Annotated in this window: 16 protein-coding genes; 12 read left to right on the forward strand and 4 right to left on the reverse strand. The window is 56.3% G+C overall.

Annotated features, from left to right (window positions below; all coding sequences use genetic code 11):
- Positions 1-2: 2 nt before the first annotated feature.
- Genes mgrA through ACZ1HF_RS14350 form a run of 3 tightly spaced genes read left to right on the forward strand, consistent with a single transcriptional unit; the run spans position 3 to position 3293 of the window.
- Positions 3-1046: an L-glyceraldehyde 3-phosphate reductase gene (gene mgrA / locus ACZ1HF_RS14340; protein ID WP_472658148.1), complete on the forward strand. Its 1044-nt coding sequence runs from the start codon at positions 3-5 to the stop codon at positions 1044-1046.
- Positions 1047-1080: 34 nt separating this feature from the next.
- Entirely contained in the window at positions 1081-2139 is a 1059-nt protein-coding gene (locus ACZ1HF_RS14345; protein WP_472658149.1) for a sugar phosphate isomerase/epimerase family protein, read from the forward strand.
- Positions 2139-3293, forward strand: coding sequence for a Gfo/Idh/MocA family protein (locus ACZ1HF_RS14350; RefSeq protein WP_472658150.1), 1155 nt, complete (start codon positions 2139-2141; stop codon positions 3291-3293). Before ACZ1HF_RS14345 ends, ACZ1HF_RS14350 begins: the two co-directional genes overlap by 1 nt.
- 381 nt (positions 3294-3674) lie before the next feature.
- Here ACZ1HF_RS14350 and ACZ1HF_RS14355 read toward each other — a convergent pair whose 3' ends face one another.
- Complete coding sequence (locus ACZ1HF_RS14355) at positions 3675-4004, reverse strand: ArsR/SmtB family transcription factor (protein WP_472658151.1); 330 nt, start codon at positions 4002-4004, stop codon at positions 3675-3677.
- Positions 4005-4195: 191 nt separating this feature from the next.
- Between ACZ1HF_RS14355 and ACZ1HF_RS14360 the strand changes: the two genes are divergently transcribed.
- From ACZ1HF_RS14360 to ACZ1HF_RS14380, 5 genes are all read left to right on the forward strand, one after another.
- On the forward strand, positions 4196-4525 hold the full coding sequence (locus ACZ1HF_RS14360; RefSeq protein ID WP_472658152.1) for an AtpZ/AtpI family protein: 330 nt from the start codon (positions 4196-4198) through the stop codon (positions 4523-4525).
- A gap of 50 nt (positions 4526-4575) precedes the next feature.
- Positions 4576-5283, forward strand: a complete 708-nt coding sequence (locus ACZ1HF_RS14365) for a F0F1 ATP synthase subunit A (protein WP_472659056.1) — start codon at positions 4576-4578, stop codon at positions 5281-5283.
- Positions 5284-5341: 58 nt separating this feature from the next.
- A complete protein-coding gene (locus ACZ1HF_RS14370; protein ID WP_472658153.1) occupies positions 5342-5578 on the forward strand; it encodes a F0F1 ATP synthase subunit C in 237 nt (78 codons plus the stop codon).
- Between the two features lie 83 nt (positions 5579-5661).
- Positions 5662-6201 (forward strand): F0F1 ATP synthase subunit B', encoded by a 540-nt coding sequence (locus tag ACZ1HF_RS14375; protein WP_472658154.1) that lies wholly within the window; start codon positions 5662-5664, stop codon positions 6199-6201.
- On the forward strand, positions 6198-6752 hold the full coding sequence (locus ACZ1HF_RS14380; protein WP_472658155.1) for a F0F1 ATP synthase subunit B: 555 nt from the start codon (positions 6198-6200) through the stop codon (positions 6750-6752). Before ACZ1HF_RS14375 ends, ACZ1HF_RS14380 begins: the two co-directional genes overlap by 4 nt.
- Before the next feature lie 56 nt (positions 6753-6808).
- Here the strand turns inward: ACZ1HF_RS14380 and ACZ1HF_RS14385 are convergent, their stop codons facing one another.
- Positions 6809-7390 carry a TetR/AcrR family transcriptional regulator gene (locus ACZ1HF_RS14385; RefSeq protein WP_472658156.1) on the reverse strand — a complete coding sequence of 194 codons (582 nt, stop codon included), beginning with the start codon at positions 7388-7390 and terminating at the stop codon, positions 6809-6811.
- 108 nt (positions 7391-7498) lie between these two features.
- On the opposite strand from ACZ1HF_RS14385, the gene ACZ1HF_RS14390 reads away from it, so the two are divergent.
- On the forward strand, positions 7499-7819 hold the full coding sequence (locus ACZ1HF_RS14390) for a YciI family protein (protein ID WP_472658157.1): 321 nt from the start codon (positions 7499-7501) through the stop codon (positions 7817-7819).
- A 24-nt stretch (positions 7820-7843) separates the two neighbouring features.
- The gene (locus ACZ1HF_RS14395) at positions 7844-8284 is read left to right on the forward strand and encodes an MAPEG family protein (RefSeq protein ID WP_472658158.1); all 441 of its coding nucleotides are present in this window, start codon (positions 7844-7846) and stop codon (positions 8282-8284) included.
- A gap of 98 nt (positions 8285-8382) precedes the next feature.
- Here ACZ1HF_RS14395 and ACZ1HF_RS14400 read toward each other — a convergent pair whose 3' ends face one another.
- Together ACZ1HF_RS14400 and ACZ1HF_RS14405 are read right to left on the reverse strand one after the other, a co-directional pair.
- Positions 8383-10590 (reverse strand): vWA domain-containing protein, encoded by a 2208-nt coding sequence (locus ACZ1HF_RS14400; protein ID WP_472658159.1) that lies wholly within the window; start codon positions 10588-10590, stop codon positions 8383-8385.
- Positions 10590-11126 (reverse strand): RNA polymerase sigma factor, encoded by a 537-nt coding sequence (locus ACZ1HF_RS14405; RefSeq protein WP_472659057.1) that lies wholly within the window; start codon positions 11124-11126, stop codon positions 10590-10592. The genes ACZ1HF_RS14400 and ACZ1HF_RS14405 overlap by 1 nt, the downstream gene beginning before the upstream one ends.
- A 62-nt stretch (positions 11127-11188) precedes the next feature.
- Here ACZ1HF_RS14405 and ACZ1HF_RS14410 point away from each other — a divergent pair, with 62 nt between their 5' ends.
- Positions 11189-11980, forward strand: a complete 792-nt coding sequence (locus ACZ1HF_RS14410; protein ID WP_472658160.1) for an alpha/beta hydrolase — start codon at positions 11189-11191, stop codon at positions 11978-11980.
- Between the two features lie 311 nt (positions 11981-12291).
- The gene (locus tag ACZ1HF_RS14415; protein ID WP_472658161.1) at positions 12292-13368 is read left to right on the forward strand and encodes a hypothetical protein; all 1077 of its coding nucleotides are present in this window, start codon (positions 12292-12294) and stop codon (positions 13366-13368) included.
- Positions 13369-13547 lie beyond the last annotated feature (179 nt).

A 13547-nucleotide genomic window follows, 5' to 3' on the forward strand; every position in this document is an offset into this window, starting at 1 on the left:
CCATGTGGACCCCATCTGATACCCGTTATGACCAGATGCCGTATCGCCGTTGCGGGCGGTCCGGGCTGCAATTGCCTGCAATCTCGCTGGGGCTTTGGCACAATTTCGGGGGTGACACGCCCCATGACATCAAACGTGCAATCTGTCGGCAGGCCTTCGATCTGGGGATCACCCATTTCGACCTTGCCAATAATTACGGCCCGCCCCCCGGATCGGCAGAAGAAGCATTTGGTGAAATCCTGCGTACCGATTTTGCCGGGTTCCGGGATGAGCTGATCATCAGCTCGAAGGCCGGATATGGCATGTGGCCGGGGCCTTATGGGGAATGGGGCAGCCGCAAATACCTGATTTCAAGCTGTGATCAAAGCCTCAAACGCATGGGGCTGGACTATGTCGATATCTTTTATTCGCATCGCTTTGACCCGGACACGCCGCTTGAGGAAACCATGGGCGCGCTTGATCAGATCGTGCGGTCCGGCAAGGCGCTTTATGCGGGGATTTCATCGTATAATTCGCAGCGCACGCGCGAGGCCGTGGCAATTCTGAACGACCTTGGCACGCCCTGCCTGATCCATCAGCCCAGCTATTCGATGATCAACCGCTGGATCGAGGAAGACGGGCTTCTGGACACGCTTGATGATCTTGGCGTCGGCTCCATCGTGTTTTCGCCTTTGGCCCAAGGTATGCTGACGGATAAATACCTCGGCGGCATGCCGGATAGCAGCCGCGCTGCACAGGATAAATCGCTACAGCCAGGTTTTTTGACCTCAGACACGCTTGATAACATCAAGGCGTTGAACCAGATCGCAAAGGCCCGCGGGCAAACGCTGGCGCAGATGGCGTTGGCTTGGGCTTTGCGGGGCGAGCGTGTGACCACGGCACTGATCGGGGCCAGCAGGCCGGAACAGGTGGTCGATTGTGCCAAGGCCACTGCCAATCTGAGCTTCACCGATGCTGAATTGGCCGAGATCGATAAATACGCACAGGACGCTGACATCAACCTTTGGGCGGCCTCTGCCGAACGCGAAGGACCAGCACGCAAATGACTGCCCGCACGAAAATGACCGAAAGGGGATGAGCATGGCTGCCACGATGAAAGGACCGGGGATTTTTCTGGCACAGTTCGCAGGGGATGACGCGCCGTTCAATTCCTTGCCTGCAATTACCAAATGGGCCGCGGATCTGGGCTATAAAGGCGTGCAGATCCCCACATGGGACGCGCGCCTGTTCGATCTTGAGAAAGCCGCGAGTTCGAAAACCTATTGCGACGAGGTTCAGGGCATCTGCGCTGAGACGGGCGTGCAGATCACCGAGCTGTCCACACATCTTCAGGGCCAGCTTGTTGCTGTGCACCCTGCCTATGACAGCCAGTTTGATGGGTTTGCGCCGGACTCGGTTCATGGCAACCCGCAGGCGCGGCAGAAATGGGCGGTCAACCAGATGCTGTTGGCCGCCAAAGCGTCGCGCAATCTGGGGCTTGATGTCAGCGTGTCCTTTCCGGGTGCGCTGGCCTTTCCCTATCTCTACCCGTGGCCGCAGCGGCCCGAAGGGTTGATTGACGAAGCCTTCAGCGAGCTTGCGCGGCGCTGGGCGCCGATCCTGGATGTCTATGAGGATCAAGGCGTTTATGTTGCTTATGAAATTCACCCCGGCGAGGATGTTTTTGACGGTGCGACATTCGAGATGTTTCTTGATAAGCTGAATGGCCACAAGCGCTGCACCATCAATTACGACCCGTCGCATTTTCTGCTGCAACACCTGGATTATCTGGCTTTCATCGACATATATCATGAACGGATCACGGCCTTTCATGCGAAAGATGCAGAGTTCAACCCCGACGGGCGGCAAGGTGTCTATTCCGGCTATCAGCCTTGGATCAACCGGGCCGGTCGGTTCCGGTCGCTGGGGGACGGGCATGTGGATTTCGCTGGGATATTCTCGAAACTGGCGCAATATGGCTATGACAGCTGGGCTGTTCTGGAATGGGAATGCTGCCTGAAGCATCCCGAGGATGGCGCGGCTGAGGGCGCGCCGTTTATCACCGATCACATCATTCGCGTCACGGAAAAGGCTTTTGATGATTTCGCGGGGGGTGAAACTGACCGCGGACAATTGCGCGCAATGATGGGGATCGACTGATGAGCGGGCAAAGCCCAATCCGCCTTGGCATGGTCGGCGGCGGACAAGGTGCATTCATCGGCGCGGTCCATCGGATCGCAGCACGTCTGGACGGGCATTATGATCTGGTTGCAGGCGCGTTGTCCTCTGACCCTGATCGCGCTGAGGCATCTGCCAAAGAGCTGGGATTGGCGCGGTCTTACGGCGCGTTTGAAGAGATGGCAAAAGCCGAGGCCGCTTTGCCCGATGGGATCGAAGCGGTGTCGATCGTCACTCCCAATCACATGCATTATCCGGTTGCCAAGGCGTTTCTTGAGGCGGGTATCCATGTGATCTGTGACAAGCCTCTGACCTCGACCTATGCGGATGCGGTGGCATTGGCAGAACTGGTTGAACAAAGCGGCAAGCTGTTTGTGCTGACCCATAACTACACAGGCTATCCCTTGATCCGTCAGGCCCGTGAGATGGTTGAACAGGACAGGCTGGGCGATATCAGGTTGGTGCAGGTCGAATATCCGCAGGACTGGCTGGCCGAACCGGTGGAGCAAACTGGTCAGAAACAGGCGGTCTGGCGCACTGATCCGGCGCGATCCGGGGCGGGTGGATGCGTTGGTGATATTGGCACCCATGCCTATAACCTTGCGTGTTTCGTCTCAGGGCTGGAGGTGGACAGCCTGAGCGCCGATCTGGATACGTTCGTGCCGGGCCGTCAGCTGGATGACAATGTACAGGTTATGCTGCGGTTCCGCGCCAAGGGCGGTGCGCCCGCTGCAAAAGGTATGTTGTGGGCCAGTCAGGTCGCAACGGGTCACGAGAATGGGCTGAAACTGCGCATCTATGGCACCAAAGGTGGGATGGAATGGCAGCAGGAAAATCCCAATCAGCTATGGTTCACACCCCTGGGTGCGCCGCGTCAGCTGATCACACGGGCCGGGGCTGGGGCGACGCCGACACCGCTGACCCGCATACCGCCCGGCCATCCCGAGGGTTATCTGGAAGGCTTTGCCAACATCTACACCGAGGCTGCGTGTACCATTCATGCAATGCGACAGAAGAGCGGGAAAATTCCCGAGGATGTTTTGTTCCCAACTGTGTCAGACGGGCTTGCCGGGATGAAATTCATCGAGGCCTGCGTGGCATCCTCGCGCAAGAACGCGGAATGGGTATCGTTGTAGAGGCCTTGCTGGGAAGCGCGCGTCATCATTGCGCACACGCCAAACCGCCCCGCCAACCGCTTGGCGTTGGGGGAAGGGCGTTACATCTCATACTGGATATAGGCTGCCGGGGCATCTTGCCCCATCCTCAACCAAGATAGGCGGGCCCGCCGAATATGCGATCCCCATGGGGTTGCCCCCATACCTGAAACCGGGTCTTTAAGCCGGTGTTTTGCGCAAGATGATCAGGTGGTTCCTCGGCCCGATATGAGCTGGTGGCTCGGGGGCTGTCTTGAGAACCGGATCTCTGCTTGGGATGGTGAGGGTCTCTCACCGTTTGGACGTCCGAGGCGGGATATACGCCCGATTGGTTAAGAAGCCGTAGGACCACCGTGCGGTGGGTCAGGGGTCCGGTTCAAGCTCGCCTTCAAGGAATTTCTCAAACGCGTCGAAATTCAGGGCCTCCAGTTGGCCGAAGCTTTCGATCCAGACGATGGCGCTGCGCATGGCGTCCGGTTCCAGCTTGCACCATTTCACCCGGCCGCGTTTTTCCTGAGAGATCAGCCCGGCGCGGGTCAGGATGCCAAGATGTTTGGAGATTGCGGCCAGCGACATCTCGAATGGCTCAGACACATCGGTGACGGCCATATCATCTTCCAGCAGCATCGTCAGAATGCGGCGGCGGGTGGTGTCGGCAAGGGCCGCGAAGACCTGATCAAGAGCATCTGTCATAGGTCTGTCTTGTCGCCAACCGGCATAATCGTCAACCATTTGGTTGAATAAGGATTTTCGGGTGCTGTAGGACTCCATTCAGAAAGTCTGAAATAATTTGTTTTATTTCAGTTGGTTGCGGAGTTCTTGGTGCGGATTGACTCTGCGCGTGAGTGTTTCTATCACTGCGCCAAACGTCCAAGGGCTGTTTAATGGCAGAAGATCCGAAAAAAGCGCAGCTTGATGCGCTGGAAGACCGGATAAATGCCGCCAAAAAGGCGCAGGAGCCTGAAGCCCGGATGGATGAGCATTATTCTCAGGCGCAGTTGGCCTGGCGGATGGTGATAGAGCTTGTGGCCGGTCTTGGGATCGGTTTTGGCATCGGATACGGGTTGGATACCTTGTTTGGTACATTGCCCATTTTCATGGTGCTGTTCATATTGCTGGGTCTTGCGGCGGGGGTGAAGGTGATGCTTCGGACCGCGCAGGAAGTGGCAGAAGATCAGGCGGCCCATGCGGCGCGCACGAAGAAAGAGGACTGAGAAACGTGGCAGACGACACACATGGCGGCGGCGGTCTTGAATTTCACCCAATGGATCAGTTTGTGGTCGAACCTTTGTTCGGCGCTGGCGCGATCAACTGGTATACGCCTACCAATGTGACCCTGTGGATGGCCTTGACGGTTGTGTGCATTGTCTTGCTTCTGGTTCTTGGCACACGGCGCAGGGCTATCATCCCATCACGCACGCAGTCCATTGGCGAGCTGGCTTATGGCTTTGTCTACAAGATGGTTGAAGACGTGACCGGCAAGGATGGTGTGAAGTATTTCCCCTATATCATGACGTTGTTCATGTTTATCGTGGTGGCTAACTTCCTTGGCCTGATCCCAACAGCGTTCACAACAACAGCGCAGATCGCTGTCACAGCAGTTCTGGGGTTCGGGGTTTTCATTGCGGTGACGGTTTTGGGGTTCATCAAGAACGGCACAAGCTTTCTGGGCCTGTTCTGGGTCAGCTCTGCCCCGTTGCCATTGCGACCTATTCTGGCGGTGATCGAGGTGATCTCGTACTTTGTGCGTCCGGTCAGCCATTCCATTCGTCTGGCAGGTAACTTGCTGGCAGGCCATGCGGTGATCAAGGTGTTTGCCGGATTTGCCGCTGTGACAATCCTGTCGCCCTTCTCGATCCTTGCTGTGACAGCAATGTACGGCCTGGAGGTTCTGGTGGCCTTCATTCAGGCTTACGTATTTACCATTTTGACGTGTGTTTATCTGAAAGACGCACTTCACCCGCATCACTAACGCATGGCGGGGTGATCCCCGTCTCAACTTATCAATTCCATCGTAAGGAGAAAAAGACATGGAAGGCGATATCGCACAAATGGGCCAATTCATCGGCGCTGGTCTGGCCGCAATCGGTTCGGGCGCAGCTGCTATTGGTGTGGGCCACGTTGCTGGCAACTTCCTGGCAGGGGCGTTGCGTAATCCATCGGCTGCTGCCAGCCAGACAGCGACACTGTTTATCGGCATCGCGTTTGCAGAAGCTTTGGGGATCTTCTCGTTCCTCGTAGCTCTGCTGCTGATGTTCGCCGTCTAAGAGACAGCTAACGATCCTTACGGTTGGGGGCTGCCTTTGACAGGCACCCCCAATGTAATCCGACAAGGTTTTAGGAGAGGCCGATGGCCACGGAAACCCATGGAGGCGAGGCGACAGAGGCGGTAGGTCTACCGCAGCTTGATTTCTCGACCTTTCCAAACCAGATTTTCTGGTTGGTTCTTACATTAATCGCGATTTATTTCGTGTTATCGCGCATTGCGTTGCCACGGATTGCATCGGTTTTGGCGGAACGTCAGGGCACGATCACCAATGACATCGCGGCAGCCGAAGACCTTAAGCAAAAGGCTATTGAGGCCGAAGAGGCCTATAACAAAGCGCTAGCCGATGCCCGTGCTGAGGCGAACCGCATCGTGGAAGAAACCCGCGCCAGCATTCAAGGCGATCTGGACAAGGCGATTGCCAAGGCAGACGCTGAAATCGCAGCCCGCTCGGCAGAGGCCGAGACAGAAATCGCGGCAATCCGTGATGGCGCAAAGGACAGCGCTGCGACAGTGGCAAAAGATATCGCCAAGGATATTGTTGCGGCAGTTGCACCGGGCAAGATCGACGCACGGTCTATTACGTCAGCGGTCACGGCACGGATGAAAGGTGGCGCGTCATGAGAAAACTTGTTCTTCTTATGGCTCTGATCCCCGGTCCTGCGCTGGCTGCGAAAGGTCCGTTCTTCTCACTCGGCAACACGGACTTCGTGGTTCTGCTGGCGTTCCTGTTGTTCATTGGCATCCTGTTCTACTTCAAAGTACCGGGAATGATTGGCGGCATGCTGGACAAGCGGGCCGAGACGATCCGGTCTGAATTGGACGAAGCACGGGCCTTACGCGAAGAAGCGCAGACCGTCCTTGCCAGCTATGAGCGTAAGCACCGCGAAGTGGCTGAACAGGCCGAACGCATTATCGAGACCGCCAAGAAAGATGCACAGGCGGCGGCGGATCAGGCGAAAGTGGACTTGAAAGGCTCGATCGCGCGGCGGTTGCAGGCGGCTGAAGAACAGATCGCGTCGGCTCAGGCAGCGGCCGTCAAGGAAGTGCGCGACAGTGCGGTTTCCGTAGCAATTGCGGCGGCGGCAGATGTGGTCGCGTCCAAGACGACTAAAGCCGATCAGAACGCACTGATTGACGATGCGATTGGTGAAGTGCAGGCGAAGCTGCACTAAGGGTAGCAATATTGTGACACTGGGCCGGGCAAGTTTGTCCGGCCTTTTTCATGGGGCTATTGCAACTGGCTTGCTGTCAGATGGGCTGCTTCGCGGATCTCGTCGGCAAGGGCAGAGTCTGGTAGCGTGCGTGCCAATACCATACCGCCAACACATAGCGCGGCCATCGCCAAGGCCCGTTGCCGCGCCGCGCCGTTTTCATCTTCAAGGCTGTTTTCGAATAGCCAGACCATCGCACTCAGAAGTTCCTGATAGGCGTTTTGCACATCCGGACTGGCGCGCGCCACGTCGGATGGCAGTGCAATCATCGGACATTGATTTTCGATATCGCCAAGATGTTTATTCGACAGGTAACTGTCCAGCATATGCTGCGCCATTTCTGGACAAAGTCGGGTCGGATCAATCCCCGCTTCGTCACGCCATTCGGCACCGCGACCCATCAGGAAGCTGTGTACCGCAGCGCTGTAGAGCGCCTCTTTGTTTTGAAAATGATTGTAGAATCCGCCACGGGTCAGCCCTGCCTCTTTCATGATCATGTCGATGGTCACGCCCTGAAAGCCGTGGATGTTGAACAGAATACGCGCTGTTTCAACTATTTTGGCGCGTGTCTTTTGCTTGTGTTCAGTGCTGTAGGGCATGGCGGTCCTCCGGCTTTCTGCTTTTATAGCAGAAATCTATATATGTTCTTGAACATATATAGTTGCGTGGCAAGGTCGTGGTATCAACAAAACCTGAAAGGACTTCCCATGCCTAAATTCGTGCTGGCCTATCATGGCTCCCCGAAATTTGAAACGAAAGAGGACGGTGCTAACCATATGACAGCCTGGCGCGCGTGGAGCCAGGGCTTGGGCGACGCTATGGTCGATCCGGGAATGCCTGTCGGGCCGTCCAAGACAATAGATACAGATGGAAGCGTCGCTGATAATGGCGGCTCAAATCCGCTATCTGGTATCACGGTCATTCAGGCGGACAGTATTGATGCAGCGATTGAGCTTGCGAAACCCTGTCCGCATCTAAGCGCTGGTGGCAGTATCGAAATCGCCCAAGCCATAGATATGGAAATGTAAACCAACCACCCGGAGTATTCGTTTATGGAAACGCTTTTTGAAGCCGTGCCCTATGTTGCGGCTTATCAGTCGTCATTTCTTGTGCTTGCGACGCTTGCCCTTATTGCATTGGTGCAATCCTTTCTGTGCGCGCCACTTGCGTATATCAAGGAAGAACAGGTTCCCGGTATGCCAGCCCGGTTTGATCATTCAAGCCTGAGTTTCAGGGCGATCAGAACCTATGCCAACTCGGTCGAGAACCTGCCAGCCTTCGGGTGGGCGCTTGTTGCGGCTGTTGTGGCTGGGGTGTCAGCGGTGTTGGTCAACTGGCTGGCGATTATCTACCTGTGTTTCCGCCTTGTCTTTTGGGGGATATATTATGCTGGCATTGGGCGGCCTGCGGGTGGTCCACGGACGCTGGCCTATGTGGGCGGGCTTATTGCGAATATTGTCCTTGCGGGGGCGGCGATCTATGCGTTGATTTAGCGGATCATTTTGACCATGCGCAGAACGTATAGATGGCCGGGCAAACTGAATTGCCCGGCCTTTGCTTTGGCAGATATACTGGGGACAGATGGAACAGGTTACTCTGCCTTAGCAAGACTTTCCGCAAGGCGCATCAATGTGATGGCCTCGGTGCGGTAGCCAAACGGGTCATCGCCTTTGGCGCTGTTGGCAAGGGCGATGGCGTCGGTATAGGTCCAATCACCAAGGTAATTTGTGCCGCGCAACAGCTGACCAAAGCCCGCGATTGCCGTCGCAAAGCTGGCCTCGGCATTGGCCGCGCTAAGCGCAGTCGCGATGGGTGTTTCGATTAACTGGCTGCGGCCTTCGCCCGGTTCCTTGTAACGCAGGCGCAGGAAGCCAAGCTCTGATCTGTCTTCACTGAAGGGTTCACGTCTGGCTTCGCCGTAGCGCAGTGGTGTGTTGCGGACCGCAGGGGAGCCCACAGGTGTGACTTCGTACAAAGCTGTGACAGTGTGCCCTGCGCCGATATCGCCGGCATCCACTGCGTCATTGTTGAAATCTTCACGTGCCAATGCGCGGGTCTCGTAGCCGATCAGGCGATATTCGGCGATATGTGCGGGGTTGAATTCGACCTGCACCTTCACATCCCCTGCGATGGGAAACAGCGCGCCGGTTAACTGATCGACAAGCACCTTACGGGCTTCGGACAATGTGTCGATATAGGCGGCCTGACCATTCCCGTTCTGGGCAAGCGTCTGCATCAGCGCGTCGTTCAGATTACCACGTCCGAAGCCCAGTACGGACAAGTAGGTCCCGCTTTGACGTTTCTTTTCGATGAAGGTTTTCATCTCGTCCACGCTGGACAGGCCGACGTTGAAATCCCCGTCCGTGGCCAGGATCACGCGGGACACGTCGCCGTCGTCTGACATCTGTTCGGCCAGCGCATAGGCCTGTTGCAGCCCAGCCGCCCCGGCAGTGGAGCCACCTGCGGACAGGTTCGCCAACGCCGCGTTGATCTTGGCAGTTTCACCGGCTGGGGTCGGTTCCAGCACGGTGCCCGCGTTGCCTGCATAAGTGACGATGGCGATCTGATCTTCGGGGCGCAGCTCAGCCAGCATCAGGCGGAAAGACTGGACCAGTAAGGGCAGTTTGTTGGCGGTATTCATGGACCCGGAAGTATCGATCAGAAACACAAGGTTCAGCGGTGGGCGGTCTTCGACAGCAGGCAACGCACCTTGAATGCCGATATGAACCAGCTGTGTGCCGTCGTTCCACGGGGTTTGCAGTACCGAGACAGAGGTGCTGAACGGTACGCCGTCTTCGGGGGCGGGGTAAGCATAGGGGAAGTAGTTCACCATTTCCTCAACACGCACGGCATCGGGACTTGGCAAAGCGCCCCTTTGCAGCGATCCGCGCACCCAGGTGTAAGATGCCGTATCCACATCTGTTGAGAAGGTCGAAACGGGCTCTTCGGTTGTAATCTTGAGTGGGTTCGAGGCTTCATTGGCAAAGCGGTCATTGGCCGGGGCTTCGGGGGCAATACCGTCAGGGGTTGGTGCTGAAGCTCTTCCACCACCGTCAAACATAGCGCCAGCGAATAACCCTCCAGAACTTGGTAAAGCCCCTTGGTCCGATCTAAGCTGTGATTGGGATGGTGCGGGTGTAGTTTCCGACAATCTTTGCTTCGTCTCAGGCATAACCGCTGGCGGGGCGGGCGGTGGAGCTGCGCTTTGTTCTTCTGCTATTGCTTCGGACGGCACTTCAGCTCTTTCAACGCTTTTTGCCTCCGTATCGGCATCAGCCTCTATTGCCGGAGGCTGAGGGCGCTCTGAGGGCTCCGTCACAGCCTGATCGTCCAAAGCTTCCGGCTGTTGCAGAACTCTTGGAATGCGCTCCGGATCAATTTGGGGCCGGATCGTTTCAGCGACTGCATCAGAATTGTTTGGCAAGATTTCTTCTGTTTGCTCGGCTGGCACTTCGCTGACCTGCATACGGCCTTCTGCGATTTCGCTCGTTACACTGACGACAGAGAAATCAGGCCCACTGACAGGTAGTATCAATGCATAACCAACGCCAATAATCACAATGCTGGAGGTAGCCAGCATCAGCGGGCGCAAGGAACGGGGTTTCAGTTTCATCACGAGTCCTTTCAGAAAACCGGGCCGCTGGGGGCCATCTGTTTCTGTAGGACGCGTGAATTCCCCTGATCCTTGGAGACGGGCGAAATTTTCTTCGGCCACGCGCAGCGTAGCCTCTTTCGCAGCTGGATCGGGTGCAGGGGCATCCCCCAGGGCGCGGCGCAATCTGTCTAGGTCATCGGTCATCAGCTGGCCTCCTTCTGGGCGATCTCGCGCAGGTGGCGTTTTACTTCCGACATGCGCCAGGCGATTGTTCCCTCGGATAGTCCCATGATTTCGGCTGTTTCTTTCTGTGTCAGCTCTTCACCCAGTGTCAGGGCAATTGTTTCACGCAGCTCGTCCGGCAGGTCCTGCATTGCGTTGCTTAGCCAATCCTGCGCTTCCTGCGCTTCGGCAGTTTCAGCTACGCGGCGCAGGTGGTCTTCGCCCCAACCTTGTCGCGCCCTGATGCGGCGTTGTGCCTTGCGGGCGCGGTCAGTGGCGGCGTTCAGGGTCACACGGTAAAGCCAGGTCGTGAATTTGGCGTCGCCGCGATAGCTGCGCAACTTGGCGGGCAGGGCGGCGCAGATGTCGTGTGTCAGGTCTTCAGCGTCATGTTGTGTGCCTGTCAAGCGCCATGCCATCCTAAAGAGGCGGTCGTAATGACGGCGGATCAGAAGGCTGAAAGCCTCCCCATCGCCGCCCGCGGCCGCTTGGGCCAATGCCTCATCACTGGTTTTCATGCGCATAGTGATGGTAGGACGCATGGGCGAGGTCAATCCTTGGTGGGAAAGGAAATTATTTTATGAGCAGTCAGGAGCAACGTGATCAGGCCTATGAAAACGCAGCATTTATTCCAGATGCTCAGACGTATCCGCCCCGGTGGGATGCTGATGCCAAAGCGTTTCGGGCCGCGATGCGCTGCGATCTGGATGTTGCTTATGGGGATCATGCGCGGGTGCGATATGATCTGTTCTGGCCTGATACGACTGCAAAAGGGCTGATGGTGTTTGTGCATGGCGGCTATTGGAAAGCGCGGGCCAAATCCGACTGGTCGCATTTTGCTGCGGGCGGGTTGGCGCGGGGATATGCGGTGGCGTTACCGGGCTACCCATTGGCGCCAGAGGTGCGGATCAGCGAGATTACGGCACATATTGCCCGCGCGGTGGCAGCACTGGCTGCGAAGGTGGAGGGGCCGATTGTTCTGGCCGGACATTCTGCCGGTGGACATCTGGTGGCGCGGATGGCGATGGCGGGGGTTCTGCCTGCATCCGTGGCAGAGCGGGTTGTGCGGGTTCAGGCGATCTCGCCCGTGAGTGATCTGCGGCCCCTGCTTGGGCTGACAATGAATGAGGATTTGCGGTTGGATGCGGCTGAGGCCGCGGCGGAAAGCCCGGTATTGGGGCAGCCTTTGGATCATGTGCAAACCAGCGTTGTTGTGGGCCGAGCCGAGCGTCCGGCCTTTCTGGATCAGGCGCGCTGGCTTGCCGATGCGTGGGAAACAGATTATCTGATCCTGTCGGGACGGCACCATTTTGATGTGATCGATGGGTTGAGATCCCCTGACAGTGCGATGATGCGATTGCTGATCCCCTGACAAACGTAGTTTTACACCGACAAACCGCTTGGGGCGCTGGGGCCGCATGGGTTTTGACCGATAATGACGGTGTTGACGATCATTCCGGTGAGATGCTGTTCTGGAGCTTTGGCACAGTGAATTAAGGTTTTATCGCCGCCTTGTTTTCCCCTGCAAATGGGGGAGGACAAGCGCCTGCGTTTCCATTTATTGAGATAAAATATATTGATTTTCGTGGGGTTGCAGCGCTTTTCGGAATAGCAACGCCTTTAAAAATCGCATATCCTTTCTTATGTAAATATCAATTACATTAGTCAGAGGGATGGTAGTATATGGCCGATTTTGACGCGCAGGTGCGCGAAAGCCAGGAACAGGTAGCAGAGGCGCAAGCCAAGATTTCCGAGCTGACCAGCAGGATTGAGACTGCGCGCGCGAAGATGAAATCAGGCGATGATATTACGTTGGATATTGAAAACGCCTCGCTGGAAGAGGTTCACACCCATACCGAACTGATGAATGCCAATATCGCCGAGCTGATCATGGGTCTGGATGATGTGACCTCGGGCTTTTCCGAGGATTTTTCGGCGATGCGCGACAAGACAGGTTGGGAAAGCTTTGTTGGGATTTTCTCAAAGGGCAAGTCCGAGAGCATGCGTCAGGAACGGATGCGCACGGCCTCGATCGATGACAAGTTGCAAGATCTGATCGGCAAATCGGATGTGATCACGCAGCTTTTGACGACGCAGCTGAATGTGTTGAACGAGCAGAAGACGAAGGTTGAAGGCAACCTGACCGGGACGCTGGATGAGCGTGAGATGACGGTGGGCGAACTTGAGACTCTGCGCGCTGAAATTCTGGGGATGGATCCGCAGATCATAGAGCTGGAAAACAAGATTTCCGTTGAACAGGACGCGGCTGCGCGTACCAAGCTGGAAACGCAGCTTGCTGACCTGAACACGCGCTATAATGAGATGGTGCAGCAGGAACAGGTGCAATTGGCTAAGTCACAAACGCTGGAACGCTATATCGAAAAGGGCAAGACCTGGATCGACTCGTTACAAAACCAGGCGGCGACGCAGATGGTGCTGATCAACAAGCTGGAAACGGACACCAAGCAGCGGGTCGTGCTGTACGATGCTTTGACCAAGTCGTTGAAAACGGCGCAACAGCAGGATGTGGCGCACCAGATCAACGAAATCGGTGTGCAGACAGATCAGGAAGCGCAATCCGCCATGGCCGGGATCGGCGCTGCCACCAACAAGCGTATGGCCGAAATGATGGAGGCCCATGAGGACCACATGGTCTTTGCCCGCGACGTGTTGGAGCAGAAAGCCAAAGCGGATGAACGCTTTGCCCGACGGTTCCAGAAGATTGTCGAGAAGCATGACAAGAATCTTTATGGGGAGTGAGCCCTGCGACCGTCATTGGGTGGCTTTTCTGTCTGTTGGTTTGCGATGCTTCGCGGCAACAGCGCCATAGATAGAACATTATAATGAGGTAGATCAGAAGTCGTGCAACCAAGGTCTGCCTAGCACACCACGTTCAGTGCGTTATTGCAGACTGTTTTTGCCTCACACTCGGACCTCGT

The organism is Litoreibacter sp. GN1-5 (assembly GCF_055693805.1).

Coding starts and splice junctions, on each gene's coding strand:
- ACZ1HF_RS14385 (WP_472658156.1), bottom strand. CDS start 7,390: ATGCCCTACAGCACTGAACACAAGCAAAAGACACGCGCCAAAATAGTT.
- ACZ1HF_RS14410 (WP_472658160.1), top strand. CDS start 11,189: ATGAGCAGTCAGGAGCAACGTGATCAGGCCTATGAAAACGCAGCATTT.
- mgrA (WP_472658148.1), top strand. CDS start 3: ATGTGGACCCCATCTGATACCCGTTATGACCAGATGCCGTATCGCCGT.
- ACZ1HF_RS14360 (WP_472658152.1), top strand. CDS start 4,196: ATGGCAGAAGATCCGAAAAAAGCGCAGCTTGATGCGCTGGAAGACCGG.
- ACZ1HF_RS14405 (WP_472659057.1), bottom strand. CDS start 11,126: ATGAAAACCAGTGATGAGGCATTGGCCCAAGCGGCCGCGGGCGGCGAT.
- ACZ1HF_RS14355 (WP_472658151.1), bottom strand. CDS start 4,004: ATGACAGATGCTCTTGATCAGGTCTTCGCGGCCCTTGCCGACACCACC.
- ACZ1HF_RS14400 (WP_472658159.1), bottom strand. CDS start 10,590: ATGACCGATGACCTAGACAGATTGCGCCGCGCCCTGGGGGATGCCCCT.
- ACZ1HF_RS14365 (WP_472659056.1), top strand. CDS start 4,576: ATGGATCAGTTTGTGGTCGAACCTTTGTTCGGCGCTGGCGCGATCAAC.
- ACZ1HF_RS14345 (WP_472658149.1), top strand. CDS start 1,081: ATGGCTGCCACGATGAAAGGACCGGGGATTTTTCTGGCACAGTTCGCA.
- ACZ1HF_RS14350 (WP_472658150.1), top strand. CDS start 2,139: ATGAGCGGGCAAAGCCCAATCCGCCTTGGCATGGTCGGCGGCGGACAA.
- ACZ1HF_RS14415 (WP_472658161.1), top strand. CDS start 12,292: ATGGCCGATTTTGACGCGCAGGTGCGCGAAAGCCAGGAACAGGTAGCA.
- ACZ1HF_RS14370 (WP_472658153.1), top strand. CDS start 5,342: ATGGAAGGCGATATCGCACAAATGGGCCAATTCATCGGCGCTGGTCTG.
- ACZ1HF_RS14375 (WP_472658154.1), top strand. CDS start 5,662: ATGGCCACGGAAACCCATGGAGGCGAGGCGACAGAGGCGGTAGGTCTA.
- ACZ1HF_RS14380 (WP_472658155.1), top strand. CDS start 6,198: ATGAGAAAACTTGTTCTTCTTATGGCTCTGATCCCCGGTCCTGCGCTG.
- ACZ1HF_RS14395 (WP_472658158.1), top strand. CDS start 7,844: ATGGAAACGCTTTTTGAAGCCGTGCCCTATGTTGCGGCTTATCAGTCG.
- ACZ1HF_RS14390 (WP_472658157.1), top strand. CDS start 7,499: ATGCCTAAATTCGTGCTGGCCTATCATGGCTCCCCGAAATTTGAAACG.